The 23,627-nt window shown below is 69.1% G+C and carries 24 protein-coding genes and 2 pseudogenes; 12 read left to right on the forward strand and 14 right to left on the reverse strand.

Annotation, left to right across the window (positions count from 1 at the left end; all coding sequences use genetic code 11):
• Positions 1-7: 7 nt before the first annotated feature.
• The 3 genes from ACIBI9_RS60990 to ACIBI9_RS61000 are packed head-to-tail and all read right to left on the reverse strand — an operon-like array spanning position 8 to position 2,241.
• A complete protein-coding gene (locus ACIBI9_RS60990; protein ID WP_397237170.1) occupies positions 8-976 on the reverse strand; it encodes a zinc-binding alcohol dehydrogenase family protein in 969 nt (322 codons plus the stop codon).
• Between the two features lie 48 nt (positions 977-1,024).
• A complete protein-coding gene (locus tag ACIBI9_RS60995; protein ID WP_397237172.1) occupies positions 1,025-1,645 on the reverse strand; it encodes a hypothetical protein in 621 nt (206 codons plus the stop codon).
• On the reverse strand, positions 1,606-2,241 hold the full coding sequence (locus ACIBI9_RS61000; protein ID WP_397237174.1) for an MFS transporter: 636 nt from the start codon (positions 2,239-2,241) through the stop codon (positions 1,606-1,608). The genes ACIBI9_RS60995 and ACIBI9_RS61000 overlap by 40 nt, the downstream gene beginning before the upstream one ends.
• A 232-nt stretch (positions 2,242-2,473) precedes the next feature.
• Between ACIBI9_RS61000 and ACIBI9_RS61005 the strand changes: the two genes are divergently transcribed.
• The gene (locus ACIBI9_RS61005; protein ID WP_397237176.1) at positions 2,474-3,382 is read left to right on the forward strand and encodes a helix-turn-helix transcriptional regulator; all 909 of its coding nucleotides are present in this window, start codon (positions 2,474-2,476) and stop codon (positions 3,380-3,382) included.
• 26 nt (positions 3,383-3,408) lie between these two features.
• Positions 3,409-4,095, forward strand: a complete 687-nt coding sequence (locus tag ACIBI9_RS61010; protein ID WP_397237178.1) for an arginase family protein — start codon at positions 3,409-3,411, stop codon at positions 4,093-4,095.
• Between the two features lie 403 nt (positions 4,096-4,498).
• Here ACIBI9_RS61010 and ACIBI9_RS61015 read toward each other — a convergent pair whose 3' ends face one another.
• Positions 4,499-4,714, reverse strand: coding sequence for a hypothetical protein (locus ACIBI9_RS61015; protein WP_397237180.1), 216 nt, complete (start codon positions 4,712-4,714; stop codon positions 4,499-4,501).
• Between the two features lie 80 nt (positions 4,715-4,794).
• Positions 4,795-5,394, reverse strand: a complete 600-nt coding sequence (locus ACIBI9_RS61020; RefSeq protein WP_397237182.1) for a hypothetical protein — start codon at positions 5,392-5,394, stop codon at positions 4,795-4,797.
• A gap of 615 nt (positions 5,395-6,009) precedes the next feature.
• On the opposite strand from ACIBI9_RS61020, the pseudogene ACIBI9_RS61025 reads away from it, so the two are divergent.
• Positions 6,010-6,594, forward strand: a pseudogene (locus ACIBI9_RS61025) (class I SAM-dependent methyltransferase); the annotation flags it as partial.
• On the opposite strand, the gene ACIBI9_RS61030 reads toward ACIBI9_RS61025, so the two are convergent.
• Positions 6,477-6,872 (reverse strand): recombinase family protein, encoded by a 396-nt coding sequence (locus tag ACIBI9_RS61030; RefSeq protein ID WP_397237298.1) that lies wholly within the window; start codon positions 6,870-6,872, stop codon positions 6,477-6,479. The pseudogene ACIBI9_RS61025 and the gene ACIBI9_RS61030 overlap by 118 nt on opposite strands.
• Before the next feature lie 382 nt (positions 6,873-7,254).
• On the opposite strand from ACIBI9_RS61030, the gene ACIBI9_RS61035 reads away from it, so the two are divergent.
• Both ACIBI9_RS61035 and ACIBI9_RS61040 read left to right on the forward strand, forming a co-directional pair.
• Entirely contained in the window at positions 7,255-7,707 is a 453-nt protein-coding gene (locus tag ACIBI9_RS61035) for a hypothetical protein (protein ID WP_397237184.1), read from the forward strand.
• A gap of 223 nt (positions 7,708-7,930) precedes the next feature.
• Positions 7,931-9,394, forward strand: a complete 1,464-nt coding sequence (locus ACIBI9_RS61040) for a PLP-dependent aminotransferase family protein (protein ID WP_397237186.1) — start codon at positions 7,931-7,933, stop codon at positions 9,392-9,394.
• A 9-nt stretch (positions 9,395-9,403) separates the two neighbouring features.
• Here the strand turns inward: ACIBI9_RS61040 and ACIBI9_RS61045 are convergent, their stop codons facing one another.
• A complete protein-coding gene (locus ACIBI9_RS61045; protein ID WP_397237188.1) occupies positions 9,404-10,759 on the reverse strand; it encodes an FAD-binding oxidoreductase in 1,356 nt (451 codons plus the stop codon).
• A gap of 308 nt (positions 10,760-11,067) precedes the next feature.
• Between ACIBI9_RS61045 and ACIBI9_RS61050 the strand changes: the two genes are divergently transcribed.
• Complete coding sequence (locus ACIBI9_RS61050; protein ID WP_397237190.1) at positions 11,068-12,507, forward strand: ankyrin repeat domain-containing protein; 1,440 nt, start codon at positions 11,068-11,070, stop codon at positions 12,505-12,507.
• A gap of 396 nt (positions 12,508-12,903) precedes the next feature.
• On the opposite strand, the gene ACIBI9_RS61055 is transcribed toward ACIBI9_RS61050, so the two are convergent.
• Positions 12,904-13,857: an ArsR/SmtB family transcription factor gene (locus ACIBI9_RS61055; protein ID WP_397237192.1), complete on the reverse strand. Its 954-nt coding sequence runs from the start codon at positions 13,855-13,857 to the stop codon at positions 12,904-12,906.
• 56 nt (positions 13,858-13,913) lie between these two features.
• Between ACIBI9_RS61055 and ACIBI9_RS61060 the strand changes: the two genes are divergently transcribed.
• From ACIBI9_RS61060 to ACIBI9_RS61075, 4 genes and pseudogenes are all read left to right on the forward strand, one after another.
• Positions 13,914-14,681: an SDR family NAD(P)-dependent oxidoreductase gene (locus tag ACIBI9_RS61060; RefSeq protein ID WP_397237194.1), complete on the forward strand. Its 768-nt coding sequence runs from the start codon at positions 13,914-13,916 to the stop codon at positions 14,679-14,681.
• A 2-nt stretch (positions 14,682-14,683) separates the two neighbouring features.
• The gene (locus ACIBI9_RS61065) at positions 14,684-15,859 is read left to right on the forward strand and encodes an MFS transporter (protein WP_397237196.1); all 1,176 of its coding nucleotides are present in this window, start codon (positions 14,684-14,686) and stop codon (positions 15,857-15,859) included.
• A 163-nt stretch (positions 15,860-16,022) separates the two neighbouring features.
• Positions 16,023-16,238, forward strand: a pseudogene (locus tag ACIBI9_RS61070) (aldo/keto reductase); the annotation flags it as partial.
• An 86-nt stretch (positions 16,239-16,324) separates the two neighbouring features.
• Positions 16,325-17,011 carry an aldo/keto reductase gene (locus ACIBI9_RS61075; protein ID WP_397237198.1) on the forward strand — a complete coding sequence of 229 codons (687 nt, stop codon included), beginning with the start codon at positions 16,325-16,327 and terminating at the stop codon, positions 17,009-17,011.
• 600 nt (positions 17,012-17,611) lie between these two features.
• On the opposite strand, the gene ACIBI9_RS61080 is transcribed toward ACIBI9_RS61075, so the two are convergent.
• Complete coding sequence (locus ACIBI9_RS61080) at positions 17,612-18,094, reverse strand: GbsR/MarR family transcriptional regulator (RefSeq protein WP_397237200.1); 483 nt, start codon at positions 18,092-18,094, stop codon at positions 17,612-17,614.
• Positions 18,095-18,168: 74 nt separating this feature from the next.
• Here ACIBI9_RS61080 and ACIBI9_RS61085 point away from each other — a divergent pair, with 74 nt between their 5' ends.
• Positions 18,169-18,984 (forward strand): class I SAM-dependent methyltransferase, encoded by an 816-nt coding sequence (locus ACIBI9_RS61085; protein ID WP_397237202.1) that lies wholly within the window; start codon positions 18,169-18,171, stop codon positions 18,982-18,984.
• 72 nt (positions 18,985-19,056) lie between these two features.
• On the forward strand, positions 19,057-19,626 hold the full coding sequence (locus tag ACIBI9_RS61090) for a TetR/AcrR family transcriptional regulator (protein ID WP_397237204.1): 570 nt from the start codon (positions 19,057-19,059) through the stop codon (positions 19,624-19,626).
• A gap of 147 nt (positions 19,627-19,773) precedes the next feature.
• On the opposite strand, the gene ACIBI9_RS61095 is transcribed toward ACIBI9_RS61090, so the two are convergent.
• The 5 genes from ACIBI9_RS61095 to ACIBI9_RS61115 all read right to left on the reverse strand — a co-directional run bounded on the left by ACIBI9_RS61095 (position 19,774) and on the right by ACIBI9_RS61115 (position 23,566).
• The gene (locus ACIBI9_RS61095; protein ID WP_397237206.1) at positions 19,774-20,565 is read right to left on the reverse strand and encodes an MBL fold metallo-hydrolase; all 792 of its coding nucleotides are present in this window, start codon (positions 20,563-20,565) and stop codon (positions 19,774-19,776) included.
• Positions 20,566-20,589: 24 nt separating this feature from the next.
• Positions 20,590-21,384, reverse strand: a complete 795-nt coding sequence (locus tag ACIBI9_RS61100) for an alpha/beta hydrolase (protein WP_397237208.1) — start codon at positions 21,382-21,384, stop codon at positions 20,590-20,592.
• Positions 21,385-21,395: 11 nt separating this feature from the next.
• Positions 21,396-22,226 carry an alpha/beta fold hydrolase gene (locus ACIBI9_RS61105; protein ID WP_397237210.1) on the reverse strand — a complete coding sequence of 277 codons (831 nt, stop codon included), beginning with the start codon at positions 22,224-22,226 and terminating at the stop codon, positions 21,396-21,398.
• A 155-nt stretch (positions 22,227-22,381) separates the two neighbouring features.
• Positions 22,382-22,723, reverse strand: a complete 342-nt coding sequence (locus ACIBI9_RS61110) for an esterase/lipase family protein (RefSeq protein WP_397237212.1) — start codon at positions 22,721-22,723, stop codon at positions 22,382-22,384.
• 18 nt (positions 22,724-22,741) lie between these two features.
• Entirely contained in the window at positions 22,742-23,566 is an 825-nt protein-coding gene (locus ACIBI9_RS61115; protein ID WP_397237214.1) for an alpha/beta fold hydrolase, read from the reverse strand.
• Positions 23,567-23,627 lie beyond the last annotated feature (61 nt).

The raw sequence follows: 23,627 nt of genomic DNA on the forward strand, positions 1-23,627 counted from the left end.
GGTGTGGTCAGAGTTCAAGGACGATGGAGCCCACGGCTTCCCGCGAGGCCAGACGCGCATAGCCGTCCTCGAAATCGTCGAGATCGAACCTGCTGTCAATGACGGGCCGCAGCTGTCCGTCGGCGGCGAGTCGGCCGATGGCGTCCAGGCCTTCGGCGATCTCCTCGTCGGAGTCGCCGTGCACGCCATAACCGGTGATGACCCGCCCGGCGAGGAGGTCCATTACGTCGACCAGGGCCTGCCTGCCTCCGGTGAAGCCCAAGGACACGACCGTGCCGCCGGGGCGGACGGAGTGGACCAGTTCGCCGAGGCGCGGGCCACCGACAGGGTCGAGGGCGAGGTCGACGCCCTGGCCGTCGGTGAGGTCGGCGATGGCTTCGTCGAGCTTCTGCGACGACGAGTCGATGACCGCCGAGGCTCCGGCGTCTGCAGCGCGGCGCGCCTTTTCCGGGGACGAGACCAGGGCGATCGGTCGCGCGCCGAGTGCCTTGGCCGTCTGCACCACGGCGTGACCCACTCCGCCGGTGGCCCCGGAGACCAGCGCCGACTGCCCGCTCCGGACCCCCGCGGACTTCGTGAGCGCCAGATACGCGGTCAGGTAGTTCACCGTCAGCGCTGATCCCTCAGCCCAGTCGAGGGTGCCGGGCAGTTCCAGCAGCCGGTCGTCCCTGACCAGCGCCCACTCCTGGAAGAGCCCGTCCACGGTCACGCCGAGGTCGGAGTGGCCGTAGATCGCCACCCGGGTGCCGGCCGGGAAACGATCACTCTCCTCGACGGTTCCCGAACCCTCGTTGCCCAGGACGAGCGGCGCCTGCGGGAAGCCGAAGTCGCCCTTCCGGATCGTGTTCGAGAGCTGGTTGATCGTCGCGGAACGCATCCTGACGAGCGTGAAACCCTCACGAGGAACCGGCTTCGGGCGTTCCTCCACTCCCATCTCGGGCAGGCTTCCGAATCGTCGCGTCACGATCGCTTTCATGGTGTGCCTCCGGTCGGTTGTCTGCTTGCTGTACTGGTCGGGTGCGGCTCACCGGTAGGTGGTGGTCGCCTGGGCGGCACCGGGGACGGTCGCGGCGACGATGCTTTTCGTGCGCTGGTGGCGGCCGGTGAGATGGCGGTCCAGCAGCGTGGCCGCGGCGGCCCCCAGGGCGAAGGCGGCGCCGACCCAGCCGATGGCCGCCAGGCCAGGGCCCGCGTCGATGATCAGTCCCGACGCCCAGGGAGCGAGGGCGATGCCGACGTTGAAGGCGGCGATGTTGATCGCGCCGCCCAGTGTCCTGGTCTCGCCGAGGATGCCGAAGACCCGGGCGTTGACAGCCGGGGTGCAGAGCATGCCGCCTGCGCCCAGCAGCATCGCCAGCGGGACCACAGCCGCCGCGCTGTCCGCCGTCAGCGCGATGCCGGAGGCCGCGACCGCGACCGTGCCCATGCCGGTCAGCAGGGTGCCGAACGGTGCACGATCGGCGGTACGGCCGCCCACGGTCATGCCGGCCTGCGCGCCCACCCCGTACAGCCCGAGGATCACCGGCACGAGCCCCTCGGCGACGCCGGTGACGTCCTCCAGCAGGGCGCCGAGGTAGGAGAAGACCGCGATGGTGGCGGCGATGGTCAGCGCGGCGGTGGCGTACGCGGCCCACAGGCGGGGCACGGCCAAGACCGCAGCTCGGTGCGCAGCTTCAGCGGCGGTGCGTCGGTGTCGTGGCCGCCGGGCAGGGCGAGCAGCAGCGCGGCCACCGAGAGCGCGGTCATCGCGGCCACCGCCCAGAACACCGCCTGCCATCCCGTGTGCTGGGCCAGCAGCGTGCCGGCCGGCACACCGACGATCATGGAGACGCTGAGTCCGCCGGCCACCACGGACATCGCCTTCCCGCGCTGGCCAGCGGTGACGAGCGAGACCGCGGCGACGGAGGCAAGGGCCCAGAAACCGGCGTACGCCGTAGCTGTGATCACGCGCGTGACCAGCAGAAACCCGAAGTGCGGCACGAGCGCCGCGGCCACGTGCCCGGCGACGAAGATCACCTGGAAGCCGATCAGCGCGGCACGACGGGGCAGCTTGAGGGTGGCCAGGGTCAGCAGCGGTGCGCCGACGACCATCCCGACGGCGAAGGCGGAGACCAGCAGGCCCGCCTCGGACAACGAGACATGCAGATCACCGGCGACGGACGGCAGCAACCCGGAGAGCATGAACTCCGAGGTGCCCTGGGCGAAGACGCCGAACCCGATGACGTAGATGACGAAAGGCATGGTGGCGGTGCTCCATGGGGGCGTCGTCGACCCGGCCAGCCGGTGGCAGGGGTGCACGCCCTGAGAGGTGTACTGTCCTGGAATCAGGCCAGGTCGTCTTCGTCCCGGCCTCCGCTCCAGCGTCACACCCCGTATGCGCTCGGCAGTCGCCAAAACAGGCCCAGTCGAACCTAGGTCCAGCTGGACCGCCCTGGCCCGGGCGGCTGCCCCGCCCTGAGCCGATACTGGAGAGATGGAGCAGAACGCTGAACTGGGAGACTTCCTCCGCACCCGCCGGGCTCGCCTGAGCCCGAGCGAGGCGGGCGTGGCCCCGGGCGGCGGAGCCCGCCGGGTACCAGGGCTGCGCCGGGAGGAGGTCGCACACCTCGCCGGGGTGAGCGCGGATTACTACACCCGCCTCGAACAGGGCAGACACCCCAACGTGTCCGAAGCCGTGCTCATCGCGGTGGCTCGAGCCCTGTGTCTGGACGACGCCGAACGCGACCACCTCTTCGACCTCGCCCGTCCCCGTACTGCGCGTCCCCAGCGCCGCCGGCCTGAGCGAGTGCAGCGGGCACGGCCCGAGGTCCACCAGATGCTGGACGTCCTCAACGGAGTCACGCCGGCCTTCATCACCAACCACCGGCAGGACGTCCTGGCCGCCAATCAGCTGGCCAAGGCCCTGATCACCGACTTCGACGCCCTGCCGTACCGCGAGCGCAACTTCGCCCGCTTCGTCCTCCTCGACCCAGCGGCCCGCGATCTGTACCGGAACTGGGACGAGGTCGCGGAGATCGTCGTGGCAAACCTGCGCCTGGTTTCGGGACGCCACCCCGACGACCCCCTGCTGAACGAACTGATCGGTGAGGCGATCGTCAAGGTGCCGGAGTTCAGCACCTGGTGGGACAGCCATCGCGTGGCCCAGTGCTCTCACAGTACGCAGTACTTCCACCACCCCGTGGTCGGCGAACTCACCCTGCGCCACGAGACGTTGGCCTTCCCCTCCGACCCTGGCCAGACCCTCTGCGTGTACACCGCCGAACCCGGCTCCACCTCCGCGCAGGCTCTCGCCCTCCTGGCCAGCTGGAGCGCACCTCATGCCACCCGGCGCGACAACACCTCACCCGCTGCCCGGCCCGGCAGCAAGACACGCCCGGAGTGACGTAACCCGCCGGTGAAAGGGAATCTATGAGCCACGCCGCTACCTCCCGCAGCAGAGGCGACCACCTGCGCCTGGTCTGGCCCCAGTGGCAGGGTGCCGGCGCAGCCGTCGTCAAGGAGCTCGCCCCCGAGTTCCCGCATGACGTCGCCCGCCGCGGCTACACGGTCGGCACCAAGGTCCTCGAAGCGGTTCTGCCGCCACACGACGGCCCCACCGCAGCCGTCCCCGTCACCCTAAGTGACGACGGCCTGGAAGAGCGTGACGGCGTCGAAGCCAAAACAGTGATCCTCAAGCAGCTCGCGAACGCACTGGAGACCATCCGTGACCACGACCCGGCACGGATCACCACCCTCGGTGGCGAGTGCGCGGTCAGCGTGGCCCCGTTCACCGAACTCGCCCGCCGCTACGGCGACGACCTGGCCGTCATCTGGATCGACTCCCACCCCGACATCGGCACCCCCGACAGCGCGTACAAGGGCTACCACGCGATGGCCGCCGCCACCAGGGCCATGGCGGCCCTTCGGACTTCCGCCAGGGCGGCGCACGAGGCTATGAGGTGCCTCGTCACGATGTGGAAGGCCGCGAACCTGTCGTCGGAGGGGATGCCAAGCGGCCTGTCCTGCGGCGTGAAGTCGTTCAGCCGCTGCCATCATCCGATGTGCGGCAGCGTCAGGTATCCGCTCTCCTGCGGCCGTGCGAAATCCTCCGCGTAGTCCTTGGACAGGATGACCAGGCGGCGCAGCGCGGTGCGCACCTGTCGGCTCCCCGTGGGCGCTAACCTGGCCAGGGCCTCCTGGAGCTCGCGAGTGGCATCGCTGAGCGAATGGGCGACCGCCACGGCCGGCCCGCGTCCAGGTAGGCCAGCTTCATGGTCATGTCGACGGGCTCGGCGTGGATCGCGGCGTCGTTGAGAAGACGCTGGTCACCGTGGGAGAACGCACGCCGCAGCGCCAGCACGTCGAGCAGGGCGGAGGCGCCGTCGAGCCTCCCGTGGCTTGTAGAGCCGGTCGTTTCCTCGGAGCGTCTCCGGACAGCTGGGGCATCGGCGGAGCTTGTGGACGCGTGAGCGCCGAGAGCCCAACAACGACCGGGGGAGGGCGACGTGTCAATGCGTGATCAGGCGCTGTCTGCTGCTCGCCAGCGCCTCAAAATGTCCTCATCATCACGGTCACCGTGCCAGGAGGCTTCCTCGTCGATCGCGTGCGGCAGCCAGTCGTGATAGTCCGGGGCATCGGGTGTGATGTCCCTGGTGCCATCGATGCAGGTACCGTCGGGCAGCACGGTGGAGGCCGGAACACGAAGGACACCGCCGGCCAGCAGGATCGCGGTCATGTGCTTCATCCCTTCCGTCTCATCCGCCACGCTTCCCTGTCCAGCATAGCGGCCCGGCGTGCTATCGGCAGGGGTGCTGCTCAGCCGAGCCCATATCGTCCCGCGAACCAGGTGTAGGCCTGCTGGGCGGCGTGTTCGTCGCCGAACAGCTGAATGAGCCGCCGGGCCCGCCGGACCAGCACGCAGGCGAAGGCTTCGGCGTACAGCTCGGTGACGGCCTCCCGGTAGGGCGGAGCGAGGCGTTCCGCGCTCGCGGCATGCAGGGCCGTCCAGAACGGGGCGTGGGACGGCATGCCGTCCATATCGTCTGCTGCGTGCCCTACCTCGTGGCCCGCCACGCTCACCGACGGCGACGGTACGCTGCCCACCCCGATCCTGCGCCGCGTCGGGTCGTAGACGCCGGCACTGCGCTCCCACCCGCCCTGCTGGACGGGCAGAGGGATGCCCCGCAAATGCTCGAAGCCCGGTAAGTCCGGTACGGCCCCGGGCCCCACGACGATCCCACCGTCCAGATGAGCGGCCAGCCGGGCGCCCAAGGCACGCGGCACCGCGGACAACGTCATGATCGCCAGCAGGGTTTCGGCAGGAGGGAACGTGCCGGGATCCCATGCCCTGTGGACGCGCTCTTCGAGCGCGCCGACATGAAGCCAGCCCGGCCGTCCTCTGCTCTGGCTGGCCACCCACGTCCTCTGGTCATCGCTCTGGCACCGGCCGACGGGCTTGGCGCATGAGGTGCGGGAGAGCCTCGCACGCGCACCGGCACAGTCGTTGATCGCGAACTCTAGCGGCTGGCGGGTCGCGTCGCATCTTCATCCGAGCGGGCACGTACGACCATCCCCACAGAGACGGTTCGAGGAGGAGGAGGAGGCTGGCGCAGGCCGGGCTGATCGACGCGCCCGCACCAGGCGTTGACCGCGGCGGCCCGCACGACCTGTTTCGGTGGGCCCGGCTACAGCCAGACCTGGTTGAGGTCCGGGCCGCACTGGCGCGGGCACGGCGCACAACATCCGCCTTGCAACGCAAGGTCACCGAACTCGACCTGGACCTCGCTCAGGCTCGCGAGGAACAGGGCGGGGTCGGCAACGTCGCCCGCTACCCACGTCCGGGGTGAGGGAGTGCGGCGCCACCGGTGGGGGTGTTCACGAGTGTGTGACCTGGCCGAACTGAGGGTCCCGGAAGATCGCTTCCCATGCGAGGACTGATCGTTTCCCGAACTCGGGGAGCATTGGGATGGCGCCTGCTTGGACGGAAAACCGGAGGCGGCTGAGCCGGGATTTGGCCTACGCTCGACGATCATGGTCGATGACTCGTTCCTTGCACGGAGCTACGACGCCTTCGTCCAGGTAGAGGAAGGGTTCAACGAGGCTCTGGACCAAAGTCTGGATCCGCAGGGGCCAGATCTGCTTTTCGACGTCGTGGCCGAACTCGCTCTCCCGGATGGGGCGACGGCGTTGGACGTCGGGTGCGGTGAAGGGCGGCACGCGATCGAGCTCGCCAAGCGGTTCAAACTGCGCGTCCGTGGCGTGGACCCGGTCTCGCGCCACATCGCCGTCGCGATGCATGAGGCGAGGGAACAAGCCCGGTCGTTTACGGGACTCCTCGACTCGGTGACGTTCGAAACGGGAACCGCGGAGGAGCTACCGGTCGAGAACCAAACGGTCGACTTGATCTGGTGCCGGGACGTCCTTGTCCACGTCGACGACCTGAACGCGGCATACAGAGAATTCCACCGCGTTCTCAAGCCCGGCGGCCGAGCGCTGATCTACCAGATGTTCGCCACCGAGCGGCTGGAGCCGCATGAAGCCGGGTGGCTGCTGCCGACGATGGGCTGCGTCGCAGCAAGCATGGTCCCGGAACACGCCGAGGCTGCGATCGAGGCGGCGGGCCTGCGGATCGACCGGCGGATCGTCCTCGGTACGGAGTGGGCGGAGTGGGGGCATGAGCGTTCTGGCAAGGGCGGGCGGAAGCTGCTGCACGCCGCCCGCAGCAGCTCAGGCGTGATGACGGTGGGGCGGCCGCATGCTTTGGCGGCGGCCAGGCCGTCGCGAGTGCCGGCGATGATGAGCTCGCGGATGAATTCGGCCAGGGCGGCGAAGATGTGGAAGCTGAGGCGGCCGCCGGGGGTCTTTTCGGAGTTCTCCGCGCGCGTTGGGGTCAGTGCTCGCCTACGCTGGGTGGCATAGCTTCACTCGGCTTAGTTCGAAATCGACTCGCCTTGCCCGATCGGTCTTGTCCCGCGGTAGAGATTGACTGGCACCGGGGCGCCCGTTTCTCCCACGGCCCGGGCACGCCGACGGGGCTTTCTGCTGTTCGGACGCCTTTGGCACTTGCCAAACGCGTATGTACTCAGCACTGTACCTCTGAGGAGTGGGCTGCGTTCGTCATCAGCGCTCCGGAGGTCCCCATGGCGGCGTCAACGCGCCGTTGACAGAACTGGAGAGCGAGGCCGGTGCCGACCACCTCGCGGACTGGTTCACCAGCCGCTGGGGGACGGCGGCCACGGCCACCTTCAATGCCCGCAAGGACGCGCTCAGCTCCGCTTGCGTCTGGGGGCGCGACCAGGACTGGCTCACCGGCGACCCGTTGCGCCGCATCCGCCCCGCCCTCGCACCCCGGACCGCACCAAGGATCTGGACCGCGACCAGATCGAGGCCCTGCTCACCCGTGAGGATCTGCCGCTGCGCGACCGCACGCTCTTTCGGCTGCTCTATGAGAGCGCGGCCCGCGCGGAGCAGGTTCTGGCGCTCGACGATCTCGACCAGCGCAACCGGCGCGCCCGTGTCCCACTGCCGCCGGCTGACATCGACCCGAGCAGCGGCCAGGCCCGGCTGTTCTGCCGCCCCGCCGCCGAACTCTTCGAGCAGGCCACCGCCGACCTCCCCGGTGGCCCCTGGACACTGCACCAGCTCCGCCACAGCGCCTACGCACACGCCGGCGAAGACGGCGACACCGACACTCTCAGCCTCCTTCGCCCGCTACGTCCGGCCTTCTGAGGCTCGGGCTGGCCGGCAACAAAGGTCGTGCGCCCGCTGCGCCATTGGCGCGGCTTGACCAGCGTAAGCCGGTGGGCGGATGTGATCGTTCTGGGGTCCTGGTCATATCCGGCCGGTATTTCCCGCCGCCGGCCAGGAGCTCATCCGGATGGTTCGCCACCGAGGAACCCAGCAGGTCACTCAGCTTGGCAGGAATTGGTACACGCCGGTAAGGTCCGATCCTGTGGGGCGGCTGAGGACCAATTCAGGGCTGGCCGAGGACTTGCTCATCGAACTGGACCGCGACGCCGGGGTGCCACTGCACCGGCAGATCGAGGCGTCCATCCGCGCGGGCATCCGGGCCGGTCGGTTGCGGGCGGGTGCGTCGCTGCCACCCACTCGCACCCTCGCGGCCGGGCTCGGGGTTTCCCGCGGGGTGGTCGTGGAGGCCTACCAGCAGCTCGTGGCCGAGGGCTACCTTGCCAGCCGATCGGGCGGTTACACCCAGGTCGCCGCGTCGATGCCGCCGGTCGCCGCCGGCGCGGGCTCCGCGGCTTCGATGGCGGCTTCGATGGCGCAGCCGGCCGCCCGCAGCGTCGGCTTCAGGGGCGGCTTCAGGGTCGACTTCGGGTACGGGCGCACCGACGTGTCGCAGTTCCCGCGGGCCGCCTGGCTGCGCTCGGTTCGTACCGTGCTCACCACCACACCCAACGACCGGTTCGCCTACCTCGACGGGCGCGGCGTGCCGGAACTGCACCAAGCCCTGTGTGACTACCTCAACCGGGTACGCGGCACGCTGGCCGTCCCTGGCCACGTGGTCGTCTGCAGCGGCTACGGGCAGGCCATCTCGCTGCTGATCCAGGTGCTCGCGCGGCGCGGCGCCAGGCGGATTGCCCTGGAGGACCCGTCGTCCGACGACGATGCCCGGGTGCTGGCCGGGGCCGCGGGACTGGACGTGGTCGGCATCCCGGTGGGTCCGGACGGCGTTCAGGTCGACGCCCTCGACCTGGCCGACGCCGACGCGCTGGTCCTCACGCCGTCGCACCAGTGGCCAACCGGCGGGGTGCTGTCGGCGGCGGCGAGGGCCGAGGTGATCCGCTGGGCGAGGCGCCGCGGCGCGATCGTGGTCGAGGACGACTACGACGCGGAGTACCGCTACGACCGGTCTCCGGTGGGCGCCATGCAGGGACTGGCGCCCGATCACGTCGTCTACTGCGGTACGGCCAGCAAGACGCTCGCGCCAGGGTTGCGGCTCGGCTGGATGGTAGTGCCTCCCCAGTTGGTCGCCGACGTCGCCGCGGCAAAGCTGCTCGCCGATCGCGGTTCGCCGGTCATCGACCAGCTGGCGTTCGCCGACTTTCTCGGCCGCGGCGAGTTCGACCGTCACCTGCGCCGGATGCGTCCGGTGTACCGGCGCCGCCGCGACGCGCTGCTGGACGCGCTGCGCACCCATCTGCCGGATCTGCGACCGGCCGGGATCGCCGCCGGGCAGCATGTGGTCGCCTGGCTTCCGCCCGACCTCGACGAGGCGGCGGTGGTGGCGGCAGCCGCCCGGCACGGGCTCGGCATCCAGGGCGTCGGGCCGTTCCGGATCGCCGGCGCCGGGCCCGGTGGCCTGATCTTCGGCTACGCCATCCTCAGCGAGAGCGCCATCGCTGAGGGGGTCGCGCTGCTGGCGGCGGCCATCCGGGAGGTACGGGGATCCTGACGCGGCCCGTCACAGTGCCGGACGGATGTTCTGGTTCAGGTGGAACACGTTCGCCGGGTCGTACGCGGTCTTCACCGCGGTCAGCCGGGCCAGCTTTGCGGCCGAGTACGCCCGCCGCACGCCGCGCTGCCCATCGGCCAGTTCGTCGGCCGTCAACGAGTTGACGTAGATCCCGCTGGCGTACGGCTCAAGCGAGGCACCGGCGGCGCGGGCGGCACCCATCCTGGCGTCGTCCTCGGCCGGGTCGGTCCAGCGGGAGCCGGCACCGAACTCGAACATCGTGCCGCGGTGGCTGAACGCCGCGTCTGCTTCCGGGACATCGGCGATCGCGCCGCCGTGCGCCTGCAGGCCGACGCCCGGCAGGTCCAGGCTCGCGCCCAGGTCGGTACCGCCGCGCAGCAAGAACGCCTCGATCGCCGCGGTGGGAAAGCTCTGCAGGTAGTGCCCCTTGGAATAGCGGCGATATGCGTGGCCGCCGATGGAGTCCTCGCGTTGCTGAAGTTCGAGGTAGGACGGTGTGGTGACGCGGGAGGCAACGGGACGCCCGAGCGCCCGCATCGGGGGAAGCAGCCGGCGGCCCTCGGCCGGGTCGCCGACCCACACGAACCCCAGCGTGGCGATCGGGCCGGAGGAAGCGCTGCCGACACTGGCGGTGAACGTCGCCTGCCGGGGCGCGACGGCGTTCAGGTCGCGCCAGCCCTCAATGACCGGGACGGCGTCCTCGGCGCGGAAGTCGAACTCGGCGACCAGCGTTCGCGTGCCGGTGTGATGCAACTGGAACTCGAACTCGGTCACGATGCCGAAGTTGCCACCCCCGCCCCGCAGGCCCCAGAACAGGTCGGGGTTCTCGGTACGGCTCGCGGTCACGACGTCCCCCTCGGCGGCGACCATCGTGTAAGAGACGACGTTGTCGCAGGCCAAGCCGTACTGGCGGGCCAGCCAGCCCATGCCGCCGCCGAGCGTGAGCCCGCCGACGCCGGTGTGTGAGACGTTGCCGGCGGTGGTGGCCAGGCCGTACGGCTGGGACGCCCGGTCCAGCGCGCCGAGCAGCGCGCCGCCCTGCACCCGGGCCCGGCGACGGGCCGGGTCGACCCGCACACCGCCCATGGGCGTCAGGTCGATCATGAGACCACCGTCAGGCACGGCGAAGCCGGCGGCGTTGTGGCCGCCGCAGCGCACGCCGATCTCGAGGTCCAGTTCGCGGGCCATCCGCACGGCGGCGACCACGTCGGCGACGCCCGCCGCGCGGACGATCATGCGTGGACGCCGGTCGATCATGGCGTTCCAGACAGTGCGGGCGGCGTCGTAGCCGGCGTCGCCAGGCGTGACTACCTGGCCGTCGAAGCGGGTTGCTGTCGTTGTCATGCCACTCAGCCTGGCAGGAATCGGTACACGCTATGAGGTCCGATCCTGTACGCAAATTGAGGACCGATTCAGGGTCGGTCGAGGATCTGCTCATTGATCTATGCCGGGTCTCCGTGCCCAGCGCGCTGGGTGCGATGACGGACACTCCAGAACAGGATGATGGGGTACGCTTCCGGTTAGCGTTTCGGGACGCAACCGGTCCGCGGAAAGGGCTCAGCCCACCCGATCCTTAGCGTGTGTACATGGTGCCATTCCTCCTTTTCGGCCCGAAGATGCGGACGTCGGGCATATCCGAAAGGGAGGTCTTCATGGCCAACCGTCTGCCCGAAAACCCCAGCCTCGACCACCTGAAGAACGAGGCCAAGCAACTGCTGCGCGGCGTACGTGCGGGCGAGATCCGCGCGATCGCGACGGCGGGCGGGTGGCTCCGCACCGCTGACGATCGAGAGCTGTCAGGACTGCGGCTGGCCGGCGCGCAATTGGCGGTGGCCCGCAAATACGGCTTCACGAGCTGGTCGCATCTGCGGGCACACCTGGCGATGGCGGACAAGTACGCGCGCCGACCACACGAGGTGGGCCTGTCGGCCGACCCGGCCACAGAGTTCCTGCGGCTGGCCTGCCTGAACTACCACGGACCCATGAGCACCGAGGCTGCAGTGCGGTTGCTGGCCGCCCATCCCCAGATAGCCAGCGCGTCGGTGTGGACGATGGCAGCGGTCGGCGACGCGGCCGGAATGGCACGCGCGGTCGCGGCCGACCCCGCGTCGGCCCAGGCGTATGGCGGCCCTTTCGGCTGGGAACCGCTGCTGTATCTGACCTGCTCACGGGTGGCCCAGGCCGACGCCGTGGCGACCGCCCGGGTCCTGCTGAGGGCGGGCGCCGATCCGAACGCCGGCTACCTGCCTGAGGGGCAGGGGCCGCCGTTCACCGCGTTGACCGGGGCACTGGGCGGGGGCGAACTGAGGCAACCGCCGCACCCGCGGGACCTGGAGCTGGCCCGAGTGCTCTTGGAGGCGGGGGCGGACGCCAACGACGGCCGGGCCCTGTACAACCGCGGGGTCGGGGGTGATGACACCGGCTACCTGGAGTTGCTGCTGAAGTTCGGGCTCGGCCGCGGGGACGGTGGGCCGTGGCGCACCAGGCTGGGCCAGGTGCAGGACGCGCCGGCCCGCATGCTGGCGGACACGGTGCTGACAGCCGCGTTGCGTGGCCAGGCAGGCCGAATGCGGTGCCTGCTGGCCCACGGCGCGCCCGCCGCCGCCAACGCCAAGAACGATGGGCATCCGTTTTTCCTCGGGTATACAGCGCTGGAGCTGGCCCTGCTCGGCGGGCATGCGCAGGTTGCGCGGCTCCTGGCCGACGCCGGGGCGTCCGGCACGCTCCGCGGGCTGGACGCCGTGGAAGCGGCGATCATGCGCGGCGAACGGGAGCAGGTCGAGCAGCTGCTGAGCGTCGATCCCGGACTGGCCGGGAAACTCTTGACGCGGCTCGATCTGGTCATCAAGGCCGCGGAGTACGGCCGGGTACCGGCCGTACGGCTGGCCTGCGCGCTGGGGTTCGACGTGAACGCACGCCTCCCGTCGACCGCGTTGCACAAGGCGGCGCGGGCAGGCAACCTGCCGGTGGTACGAGCGCTGCTGGAGCTCGGAGCTGACCGGTCACTACGGGATTCCGACTACGATGCCACGCCGCTGCAGTGGGCACAGTTCGCCGGCCAGGCCGAGGTGGCGGGGTTCTTGAGCCGGTAGCGGCCAGCTCGCAAACGAGACAGTGACGCTGAGCACTGGCGATGTCGTCTGCCCATCGTTGTTGATCAGCCCCCACTCCGCCCTCGAGTACTCCAGTCCAACTCGCGGGCGAACAAGACGTTCACGAGCGCACCGATGTTGTGCGCTGTCGACCACGTCCCTGTCCGGCTCACTAACGCGACTTCGATTTCAGCGGGCGCTCAGCAGGGGGCCGGCATGCGGATAGCGCTTGACCCTCCGTAGGCGTCTCGTCCTGGATCAGGGTGACCTTGCCGGATGTTGCCAGCTGCTGCTCGCGAGGGCTGTCGGGGTTGACGGTGGCCGGGCTGAAAAGAGGTGCCGCCGAGTTGCAGCTCGACGACATCAGGGGTTGGCGAGCACCCAGAAGCGATGTGCTCAAGGTTCGGCGAGTTGGTCACCGAGCGGGCTGCGGCTGTACAGGACCAGCCGTCCGTGGCGGGCCCGGACGACCAGGCCTGTGGCATGCAGAACGCGCAGGTGCTGCGACACAGCGCTGGAGGTGACCCGCAAGCGGCGCGCCAGCTCGATCGTCGGCAGCGGCTCATGAAGCAGACGAAGCAGCCTGGCCCGGGGCGCACCGAGCAACTCGGTCAGGGCGGTCACGTCCGGGACAGCCGGAGAGGTCCACAATGTGGCGACGGCGCGGCTGGGATAGACCAAGCTCGGCGGTACGTCGGGGTGGAAGGGCGGGGCCGGCTTGTGGGCGAACACTGACGGCATCAACAGCAATCCCCGGCCGGACGAGGGGACGTGGTGCCGCCCGATCATCTTGGAGATGTACAGCACCCCCTCATGCCAGCGCGTGTTCGGGTGCATGTCGGCGAACAGCAGGCGTGCCCCTCCCACGGCGAGTTGCCGTGCCCGGTAGGTCATGTCGGCTTCCAGGATCAGCCGTATCCTGGGCCAGACCGGTTCGATGGCCAGCTTCCAGTAACGCTGCAGCAGCTCGCAGGCGGCGTCGCGGAACCTGACAGCAGCGTCCTCCCCAACGGGGACCGGCCCGGGGATGAGCGCGGCCAGCAGGTCGCGACGGACGTCCTCCGGAGCTGTCCGCCGGACCAGGGCCAGCTCTTCCTCGAAGGCAGGAGCGAAGGTCGTCGGCCGAGGAGTCAGGAAGTCCGGCAGGACGAGCCGTTCCCCGACCAGAGACAACAGCAGGTCGACGTCGGCCGCGTCGAGTTCGCCGAGCACCGCCCTGCGCCACGGCAGGTGCAGCACGTGCAGGCCGGGCTCCCGCAGCACCCGCAGGCTGAAGACGGTCTCGGACAGCGGTGAGATCGCGAACCGGGTGTCGGCGAGGTCCTCAACGCTGAACTCGTAGCTGATCATTAAGCCGTACACTAAATCCTTTGGCGACACTCCGTCGATGCGCTGGGCTTGCGCCCATGAAACATGCGGCTCATGGAGAGCGCATCGCCATCGTTACCGGAGCGGCGCGCGGCATCGGCGCCGCGGTGGCAAGGCGGCTGGCGGGGGAGGGCCTTGCGGTTGCGGTGATTGACCTGGACGAGGCCGATTGCGCCGCCACCGTCGAAGCGATCACCGCCAATGGCGGAAGGGCGATGGCGGTCATGGCCGACGTCTCCGATGAGACCGCGGTCATCGCCACCGTCACCCGTATCGCTGCCGTGCTCGGGCCCCCGACGGTGCTGGTCAACAACGCTGGTATCGGCCCGCAGGCCGATCTGGTGGAACTGGCCACGCACCAGTGGGAAACCGTGCTCGGGGTCAACCTGAACGGACCGTTCTTCCTCACTCGAGCCGTTGTTCCGCACATGATCGAGGCCGGATGGGGCCGGATCGTCAACGTGTCGAGCATCTCCGCAGTCGGCGACGCCGACCGGGTCGACTACGCCAGTGCCAAGGCTGGTCTGATCGGCTTCACCAAGTCGCTGGCCCTGCAACTCGGCCGGCACGGCATTACCGCCAACGCCATCGCGCCCGGCTTCGTTGTCAGTGACATGACCCGGGCCACGGCACGCCGGCTCGGCCGCAACTTCGCCGAGCACCAGCGCATCGCCGCCGAATCCATCCCGGTCGGTCGGGTCGGCCAGCCGGAGGACATTGCGCACACTGCCTCCTATCTGGTCAGCCCGGAGGCGGGGTTCGTCTCCGGGCAGGTCGTCTACGTCGCCGGCGGACCGGTGGACTGAACATGCCCCTGATCCTGCTGCTGGCCCTCGTCTGCGGGGTGGCTGTCGGCAACGTCTACTTTCCCCAAGCCGTCAGCCCCTCGATCGCGACCGGTTTGAACATCGCTCCCGAGGCAGCCGCGCAAGTGGTGACCGCGACGCAGTTTGGCTACACGACGGGGATCGTCCTGCTGGTACCGCTCGGCGACCGGGTCCCGTACCGCAGGTTGATCGTCGGCCTGCTGATGCTCACGGCCCTGGGACTCCTCGCTGCGGCCGGTGCGCCCGGGTTGGAAGCGCTGCTGTTCGCCGGGATGCTGGTCGGCCTCACGACCGTAGTCGCGCAGATCATCGGTCCGATGGTGGCAGGGTTGGTGGACGAGGATCGACGCGGGATGGTCGGTGGCACGCTACTGGCCGGATCGGTCGGTGGCATGTTGTTGTCACGCACGCTCGGTGGGGCGCTCGCCGAGTGGCTGGGGTGGCGGGCGCCGTACTTGATGGCCGCGGCACTCGTCGTGATCGTCGCGCTCCTGCTGCTCCGGGTGCTGCCGGCGACGGCCCCGCTGTCGGCGCAGCGGTACGCTTCGCTGCTGATCGAGCCACTGCGTCTGCTGGGCAGCGAGCCGGAACTGCGCCGTTCGTGCCTCTATCAGTCGGCGGTCTTCGCCGGGTTTTCGGCGGTCTGGACCGGCGTCGCGCTGCTGTTGACCGGTCCGCTCTACGACCTGGACGCGACAGCGGTCGGCATGCTGGCCCTGGTCAACGCAGCAACGATGATGTGCACGCCAATCGCAGGACGTCAAGTGGACCGGCACGGGCCGGACGCGGTCAATCTCATCTGCTTGATCGGGGTGATCGCCTCGGCGCCTGTGCTCGCGATCGGCGGTCTCGGCGGGACGCTGGGCCTGGCGGGGCTCGTACTAGGTTCTCTGCTGCTGGACATTGCCATGCAATCCGGGATGGTCGCCAACCAAGTCCGCATCTACGGCCTAGATCCCAAGGCCCGCAGCAGGCTTAACACCGCCTACATGGCCTGCATGTACGTGGGTGGCAGCGTGGGATCATGGCTCGGGATACGCGCCTATGGCCAGGCGGGCTGGCCGGGCGTGTGCGTGCTCGTGGCTTTGGTCACCGCACTTGCCCTCGGGGGCATGGCCGTTCCCCGGACGACTCGATCACGATCCCCGGCCGAATGAGACCCCTCCGCTCTGGCGGTGCCGGCGGTGATCAGCCGTACCTGTCCACCGCGCTGTGCACGTTCGCTCACCTTGGCGGTGGTGGACGGCCTGATCAGCATTCAAGTCCAGTAAGCCAAGGCCCGGCAGGGAGTCGGGTCCTCACACGAAGGAAAGTCGCCGTATGCGTACCCACAGACTCGGCCACACCGAGGTTGAAGTCACCGAACTCGGGTTCGGGGGCGGCCCGTTGGGCGGCCTGTTCGCACCCCTGGACGACGACACCGCAGCTCAGGCGCTGGACGCGGCCTGGGACGCCGGGATCCGCTACTTCGACACCTCGCCGCATTACGGCATCGGCCACTCCGAACGCCGCATCGGCGACCTGCTGCGCGGAAAGCCGCGGACGGAGTTCACGCTTTCGACGAAGGTCGGCCGGCTGCTGGTTCCTCAAGAGCCGGGCGGGCGCTGGACGAGGGGTTCGCCGTGCCGGCCACCCACCGCCGGGTGTGGGACTTCTCCCGCGACGGTATCCGGCGCAGCGTCGAGGACTCCCTCGCCCGCATCGGCGTGGACCGGATCGATGTGCTGTATCTGCACGATGCCGAGGAGCACTTCGAGGCCGCGCTGCGCGACGGCTACCCGGCGCTCTCCGAGCTGCGCGCCGAGGGCGTAGTCGGCGCGATCGGCGCGGGCATGTACCACCCGGGCAAGCTGACCCGCCTGGTACGGGAGACCGACGCAGATGTGGTGATGCTTTCCGGCCGCTATACCCTGCTGGATCACAGCGCTCTGGACGAGCTGCTGCCCGCCTGCGCCGAGCGCGGGGTCTCAGTGCTGGCGGCTTCCGTCTTCAACTCCGGCCTGCTGGCGACCGATCGGCCCGCGCCCGGGGCTCGCTTCGACTACGCCCCCGCCGCGCCGGAACTGCTGCGGCGGGCGCACCGGATCGCGGACGTCTGCGAGGTGCACGGCGTGACCGTCCCGCAGATGGCCATGGCCTTCCCGCTGCTGCACCCCGTCGTCGCCGGCATCGTGGTGGGCATGCGCAGCACGGACGAGGTGCGGCGCAACCTCACCGCGTTCGGCGCGGAGGTCCCGGCGCAGGTGTGGTCCGACCTGCGTGCGGAGGGCCTGCTGGACGAGCGCGCCCCGACCACCACCGCACCATAGAGACGGGCCCACAGGCACGCCGGACGAGTTTGCCGCAAGTGCCCTGTGACAACGAAGTTTGAGCAGTCAGCGCGTCGTCTGGTTGTGGACATAGAGCCTGATCAGGCCGTAGGAGGTCGAGACGTCGTACTCGTCCATGAGTTGTGTCCAGACCTCTGTAGGGCGTTCTCGATTGTGGAGTCGATGAGGTGCTGGACCGGGTCGATGGCCGAGGGGCGGCGGGGTAAGGGCTTGCGGGCCGGTGGCTCGGGGTTGGTGAGGGCGCCTGACCGGGCGCGCATGGACAGGTTTTCGGTCTCGGCATCGTGACGGATCCGCATGGTGGCGTTGCCCGAGGCCAGCACCGCCAGTGCCACTGTCGTGGACGATGACGGCGTCTGAAACGAGGACCGTTCGAATCCCGGCGACGTGAAGTGGCCCCAAACGGCGGCCAGGTTCACCACGCCGACGCCGCCGTCCTGCGTCCAGAAGATGACACCGCTACCTGACGGGGGCCCGGGCTGGTGGAAAATCCAACGGAGACGGTCCTGACCTCCGGAATCCCTGGGAGGGGCACGGCCGCGAACGCTCGCGCCACCAGCGAATTCACAGCGCACGCCTCTAACCGGGCTCGCGTTCAGCCTCCTGGAGCTGCTGCCACTTCGCCATCGACCGCTTGATCTCCTCGCGTACGAACGCGAAGAATTGTCGGGTCTCGTCCAGCCGCCGTCCGGCGGGAGAGTCGGGACCCAAGACCGCGATGCCCTCGCCGGCGCCTTCCTGTAGCCGGACCAGCACCGGGTCGGACTGGCTGATGTAGTGGCTCCAGGTGTGCTCGTGGATGCGGCAGAAGTCGTGTCGGCTACCGGGTTCGCGGCCGCGTTCGACCAGCCGCACCTGCACCAGGTACTTGACCGCCCCCGAGATCGCTGACGCGCCGACGCCCAGTCGCTCGGCGAGTTCGGCGGCCGACAGCTTGCCGGAGTCGGTGACCAGCAGCGCGGCGTATACGCGCGAGGCCATCCGGGGCATGCCGGATTCGACCATGATCTGCGCGAACCGTTCCTGGTAGCCGGCAATGGCGTTCTCGTCCGCTCGTGTCACCGAAGCTCCTATCTGCCTTTGACTGTTTGTTCGCGAACTTCACGAAATTCGTGAAATAAGTCTAGTGTAGCTGTATGGGAGACACCGAACTCGTCGGAGTGCAGCAGACCCTAAGCCCCGTCCTCAAGGCCAAAGCGCTGGACAACCGACTACCGGACCCGATCCTCGGTGACGAGTACGCCGAGCAGGCGATGCGCCGCCTCGACCCCGGCTACGACAAGCGCAGATTCGGCACCAGCCAGATGGGCCTCGCCGCCGTGGTGCGCACCAAGGCCCACGACGACTGGGCGCGAAGCTTCCTCGCCGATCACCCTGACGCGGTGGTGCTGCACCTAGGCTGCGGTCTCGACGCCCGGGTGTACCGGATCGACCCGCCCGCCACCGTCGACTGGTATGACCTGGACTATCGATCCGTCATCGACCTGCGGCGGCAATTCCTTCCGCCACGCGAGCACTACACCCTGATCGACTCCAGTGTCACCGACCTGACCTGGCTGGAACGCATTCCCCGCGGCCGGCCGGTGCTGATGATCGCCGAGGGATTGGTGCCCTATCTGACCGAGACTGACGTCCGGCGGCTGCTGATCAGCGTCGTCGATGCCTTTCCCGCCGGACAGATACAGTTCGACACGGTGCCGGTCTGGGCGTGGCGCACCTCGAAATGGGATCCCACGCTGCGCAAGTACGGCACCCGGTTCCACTGCGGCTTCAACGACCCGGCAGAGCTGGCCGATTGGCACCCGCGGCTCGAATACGTCGATGAGGCGCCGATGTACGACTCGCCGGTGCTGATGGCCAAGGCGCCCCCGAATGTACGCCGCATGTACCGCGTCATGAATCTGCTGCCGGGCATGAAGCGGTCCACCCGCATCGTGCGGTTCCGCTTCTGATCCTCCTCAGCCCCATAATTGCGCTACCAAAGTATCGATACCGATAGTAGCGAAATAGGTTATCGTGGGGTCATGACCTCGACCACATCCGCCAGACCACCCGGCCGCCCGCGCGCCGGCGTCAACGACGTGGTCTTCGCCGCGACTCTGAGCACGGTCCAGGAGCTCGGCTACGCGCGCGCCACCGTCGACCGCATCGCCGCCGCGGCAGGGATCGCGAAAACGACGATCTACCGCCGCTGGCCGTCGAAGGGCGCGCTGATCGTGGACTGCCTCCTGGACGTGTTCGGCCCGGTGCCACTGGAAGGCACCAGTCGAGCCGAGCTCATGTCCTCGGCCATCCACTGGATCGCGGGGAAGATCAGCGAGCCCGGGGTTGGCGACGCGTTCGCCGGCGTGTTCAGCGACGCCGTCAGCGACCCGGCCCTGCGCGAGATCCTGTCCGCACAGTTGCAGGACCCGTACCGGCTCGCACTCCAGGACGCGCTCGGCGAGCCGGAGCACCGGGTCCTGTTCTTCATCGACGTCGTCGTCGGAACCCTGCTCCACCGGATGGGCATGACCGGCGAGCCGATGGTGGATGCCGACGTCGCCGCACTGGTCGAGATGGTCCTGTCGCACTTCGCCGACGACGCGGCCTGACTGTCGCTCGCTTCGAGCGTGACGACGTACTACGCCCCCGGCCCTTGCCGGCATCGGCCGGGGAGCCCCGTCTGCGCGGGAGTTTCAATGTCCTTCACGAGATGAGCGGGTCAAGGGCCTGATCGATCTTCTGTGACCATGTGTCATCTAGAGCTGCACTTGTTCCGTCGATCCGGTGGGCAGCCAGTGAAACCGGCTGCTGATCTGCTTCGGTGCCAGCAGGAGGTCCCGCTCGATGCCGTCGCGGCCCTGCCGGAAGTGCTGCCATCCCTCGTAGTGCACCGGCAGGACCGTGTGCGGGGTGATGACCTCGCACAGCCGTACGGCCTGTCTCGCGGTCATCGTGTAGCGCAGCGGCCCGGTGAGAGGGAAGCCGACGCCGCCCAGATGGAGCAGTACCGTGCCTGGCCGTATCCGGGCGGCGGCCCGGCGAAGTGCGCGATGGTAGACGGTGTCGCCGGTGATCCAGAGCGGGCCGTGGGTCTGGCCGGGCCAGGTGAGGGCGAAGCCGATCACTTCGCCGGTGATCGGCCGGCTCAGCGGCGGCCCGTGCCGGCACGGGGTGGCGGTGACGTCGATCGCGACCCTGCCGGGTGCTTCCAGCCGGGTGGTCTGCCCAGTCTTGAGCCCACGGGCGGTCCCGCCGAGGCGGCGGGCGCCCGAGGGGGTGGTGATCGTGGTTCTGGTGGTGGTCAGCAGGACGCGCCCGGCGTCGTCGAGGTTGTCGCCGTGATGGTCGTGGGTGAGCAGGATGGCGTCCACGGGCCCGATGTCGGCCATGGCGAGGGCGGGACCGGTGAGCTTGCGGGAGGAGGTTCCCCAGCCGAACGCGTAGGTCCGGCCGGGGGCGTCGAAGGTCGGGTCCGTCAGCAGTCGCCAGCCGTCGAACTCGATGAGGACGGTGGGACCGCCGATGTGGCTGAACCTGACGTCCGACATGGAACGCGCTCCTTTTCGAGGGTGTCAGCTGTGGTGGAGAGCCCACGCCAGGGCGCGGTCGGCGATCTCCTCCCAGCCCTCTTGGGCGGGCATCAGGTGGGAGCGCCCGGGGTATTCGATGACTTCGGTGATCGTGTTCGGTGATTTGTAGTGTTTGGCGTTGGAGCGCTGGATCTTCGGCGGCATCAGGTTGTCGTGCTCGCCGGCGATGAACAGCAGGGGCTTGCGGTCGTCGTTGTGGTAGTTGACGTAGTTGTCGTCCTTGCCGGGGTGGATGTTGGCCAGCGCGCTGCCCCAGAAGATCGGGCCGGAGGCGGGGATGTGGTACCGCTCGTAGGTGGCCCGCGCCTCCTCCTCGGGGAAGGTGTTGGTGAAGGCGTACTTCCACTGCTCGAAGGTGAAGCCCACGGCCTTGTGCCGGTTGGCGGGGTTCTTCAGCACCGGGAAGGTGGCCTTCAGCTGCGACAGCGGGATCACCTGGACGCCCTCGGTGGGCGCGGAGTTGATCGCCACGCCGGCCGCGCCGTAGCCGTGGTCCAGCAGGATCTGGGTGAACACCCCGCCGGCGGAGTGCCCGATGAGGATCGGCGGGGTGTCCAGACCGCTGATCAGCTTTTCCAGGGAGTCGATGATCTGGGGGACGGTCACCTGCTCGATCGGCGTGGTGTCGGCGTTGAGCGCCTCGACCTCCACCTCGAAGCCCGGGTAGGCGGGGGCCAGGACCTTGTAGCCCTGTGCCTCGTAGCGGGTGATCCAGTGCTCCCAGCTGCGGGGGGTCACCCAGAAGCCGTGGATCAGGACGATCGTGTCGGGTTTCATGTCGGCTCCCTCTATCGGGTTGCGGCGTAGGCGGACAGGACCACCGCGGTCGCGGCGGTGGGGTGGGACATCATCACCACGTGCGAGGAGCTGATCTCGCGGACCTTGCTGCCGGCGCGTTCGGCCATGAAGTGCTGGGCGGCGGGCGGGATCACGTTGTCCTGGGTGGGGATCAGGTACCAGGACGGGATGGTCTTCCACGCCGGCTCGCCGCTGCCGCCGGACAGGCCGGTGACACTGCCGGGACGCTGGGTGGCCGCCATCTGCCGGGTCTTGGCGAGGGGCAGGTCGGCGGCGAACACCTCGCGGAACTTGTCGGCGGTGATGTAGCCGTCGATGCCGTTCATGGTGCCGTCGGGCAGCGGGTAGTGCCGAGGCAGCAGCGCCTCGCCCAGCTTGCTGCCGGGGAACTGGCCGGCGAGCTGCAGGGCGCTTTCTCCCTGGTCGGGCGCGAACGCGCCGAGGTAGACCAGGGCCTTGACGTTGTCGTGGCCGCGGGCGGCGTTGGTGATGACGATGCCGCCGTAGGAGTGGCCAACCAGGATGATCGGGCCGGTGATGGTGTCCAGGACGCTGGAGATGTAGGCGGCGTCACCGGCGACATCGCGCAGCGGGTTGGCCGGCGCGATCACCGGGAAGCCGGCCGCCCCCAGCAGTGTGATCATGTCGTTGAAGCCGGAGGCGTCGGCGAACGCGCCGTGGACGAGCACCACGGTCGGCTTGGCGCCGGAGGCTGTGGTGGCCGAGGCGGCGGATGCGGTTGCTCCGCTCAGGCCGAGGATCAGGACGCAGCTCGTGACGAGGGCGCCCAGCAGCCGGCCGAGTCGGCGTAGGGGGGTCATGCGCGATGCTCCTTGGGAGTTCCGGAAGGCGAGGAAGTCGTTGTCGAACTTGCTCGAAGACGCCGGGGTAGACCTTGGGCGTGGCGTCCAGGTCGCCGGCGGCCCGCCCACGTCGGGTGAAGGCCTCATGGTGGGCCAACCTTCGTTCGCGCTGATCAGGATCTTGCGGAGGTGCCGCTGGAGGCCGTTGCGTGCTCGGCGGATCCCAGCCCGCGGGCCAGGAGCAGCTGAGTGAGTGTGCCGCCGAAGGAGTGACCGATGCTGATCGGCGGGGTCGGGACGGCCTCGATGACACCGGCGAGGTGGTCGACGGTTTCGGGGACGGTCAGCTTGGCGATGACGTCCGGGTTTTCGCGCAGCGCCTCCACTTCGATCTCGAAGCCCGGCACGGTGAGGCCCTTGGCCTCGTAGTGTTCGACCCAGTTCTCCCAGCTGCGGGGCGTCATCCACAGGCCGTGAACGAGTACCACGGTGTCGGGACGAATGCTGCCGCTCATGAGGGCTCCTTGGTCAGGTCAGGCGTTGATGAACGCGAGCAGGTCCGCGTGCAGGCGGTCGCGGTCGGTGTCGGGCAGGGCGTGCCCACTGCCCTCGTAGACCTTCAGAACGGCGCCGTCGATCATTTCGGCCGACCGCTCACCCCCGACCTCGAACGGCACGATCTGGTCGTCGTCGCCGTGAATGACCAGGGTGGGGACGTCGATCTTCGCCAGATCCGGCCGGAAGTCAGTGGCCGAGAAGGCCGCGATGCACTCGTACGCGGCTCGGTGCCCGCATGCCATGCTCTGCAGCCAGAACGCGTCCCGGAAGCCCTGGGCGACGTCCTGCCTGCGGTTGTGCCCGAAGAACGGGCCGTCGGCCAGGTCCCGGTAGAGCTGGGACCGGTTCGCGACCTCGCCCGCACGGATCGCGTCGAAGACCTCGATCGGCAGGCCCTCGGGGTTGTCGTCGCTGCGCAGCATCAGCGGCGGTACAGCGGACACGAGGACCACCTTCGAGACGCGGCCGCTGCCGTGGCGGCCGACGTAGTGGACGACCTCCCCGCCACCGGTCGAGTGCCCGACCAAGGTGAGGTCCCGCAGGTCGAGCTGCTCGATCAGGCAGGCCAGGTCGTCGGCGTAGGTGTCCATCTCGTTGCCTTGCCAGGTCTGCGATGAGCGGCCGTGGCCGCGCCGGTCGTGGGCGATGGCGCGGTGCCCGTGCTCGGCGAGGAAGAGAGCGGCCGCTTCCCAGGCGTCGGAGTTGAGCGGCCAGCCATGGCTGAACAGGACCGGGGATCCGTCGGTGCCCCAGTCCTTGTAGAAGATCTGGGCTCCGTCGTTGGCGGTGATGTAGGGCATTCGGGGTCCTTTTCTCGGTGCGGTCTCGATGTGCTTCGAAGCTAGGCTGGTGACCCCGGCC

It is taken from the genome of Nonomuraea sp. NPDC050451 (genome assembly GCF_044458585.1).

What these genes read in the sequence shown, in the direction of transcription:
- ACIBI9_RS61000 (WP_397237174.1), bottom strand. Translation starts at nt 2,241, where the DNA reads ATGCCTTTCGTCATCTACGTCATCGGGTTCGGCGTCTTCGCCCAGGGC.
- ACIBI9_RS61050 (WP_397237190.1), top strand. Translation starts at nt 11,068, where the DNA reads ATGGCCAACCGTCTGCCCGAAAACCCCAGCCTCGACCACCTGAAGAAC.
- ACIBI9_RS61005 (WP_397237176.1), top strand. Translation starts at nt 2,474, where the DNA reads ATGGAGCAGAACGCTGAACTGGGAGACTTCCTCCGCACCCGCCGGGCT.
- ACIBI9_RS61060 (WP_397237194.1), top strand. Translation starts at nt 13,914, where the DNA reads ATGAAACATGCGGCTCATGGAGAGCGCATCGCCATCGTTACCGGAGCG.
- ACIBI9_RS61065 (WP_397237196.1), top strand. Translation starts at nt 14,684, where the DNA reads ATGCCCCTGATCCTGCTGCTGGCCCTCGTCTGCGGGGTGGCTGTCGGC.
- ACIBI9_RS61010 (WP_397237178.1), top strand. Translation starts at nt 3,409, where the DNA reads ATGAGCCACGCCGCTACCTCCCGCAGCAGAGGCGACCACCTGCGCCTG.
- ACIBI9_RS61055 (WP_397237192.1), bottom strand. Translation starts at nt 13,857, where the DNA reads ATGATCAGCTACGAGTTCAGCGTTGAGGACCTCGCCGACACCCGGTTC.
- ACIBI9_RS60990 (WP_397237170.1), bottom strand. Translation starts at nt 976, where the DNA reads ATGAAAGCGATCGTGACGCGACGATTCGGAAGCCTGCCCGAGATGGGA.
- ACIBI9_RS61045 (WP_397237188.1), bottom strand. Translation starts at nt 10,759, where the DNA reads ATGACAACGACAGCAACCCGCTTCGACGGCCAGGTAGTCACGCCTGGC.
- ACIBI9_RS61090 (WP_397237204.1), top strand. Translation starts at nt 19,057, where the DNA reads ATGACCTCGACCACATCCGCCAGACCACCCGGCCGCCCGCGCGCCGGC.
- ACIBI9_RS61015 (WP_397237180.1), bottom strand. Translation starts at nt 4,714, where the DNA reads ATGACCGCGATCCTGCTGGCCGGCGGTGTCCTTCGTGTTCCGGCCTCC.
- ACIBI9_RS61105 (WP_397237210.1), bottom strand. Translation starts at nt 22,226, where the DNA reads ATGACCCCCCTACGCCGACTCGGCCGGCTGCTGGGCGCCCTCGTCACG.
- ACIBI9_RS61085 (WP_397237202.1), top strand. Translation starts at nt 18,169, where the DNA reads ATGGGAGACACCGAACTCGTCGGAGTGCAGCAGACCCTAAGCCCCGTC.
- ACIBI9_RS61095 (WP_397237206.1), bottom strand. Translation starts at nt 20,565, where the DNA reads ATGTCGGACGTCAGGTTCAGCCACATCGGCGGTCCCACCGTCCTCATC.
- ACIBI9_RS61115 (WP_397237214.1), bottom strand. Translation starts at nt 23,566, where the DNA reads ATGCCCTACATCACCGCCAACGACGGAGCCCAGATCTTCTACAAGGAC.
- ACIBI9_RS61110 (WP_397237212.1), bottom strand. Translation starts at nt 22,723, where the DNA reads ATGAGCGGCAGCATTCGTCCCGACACCGTGGTACTCGTTCACGGCCTG.
- ACIBI9_RS61100 (WP_397237208.1), bottom strand. Translation starts at nt 21,384, where the DNA reads ATGAAACCCGACACGATCGTCCTGATCCACGGCTTCTGGGTGACCCCC.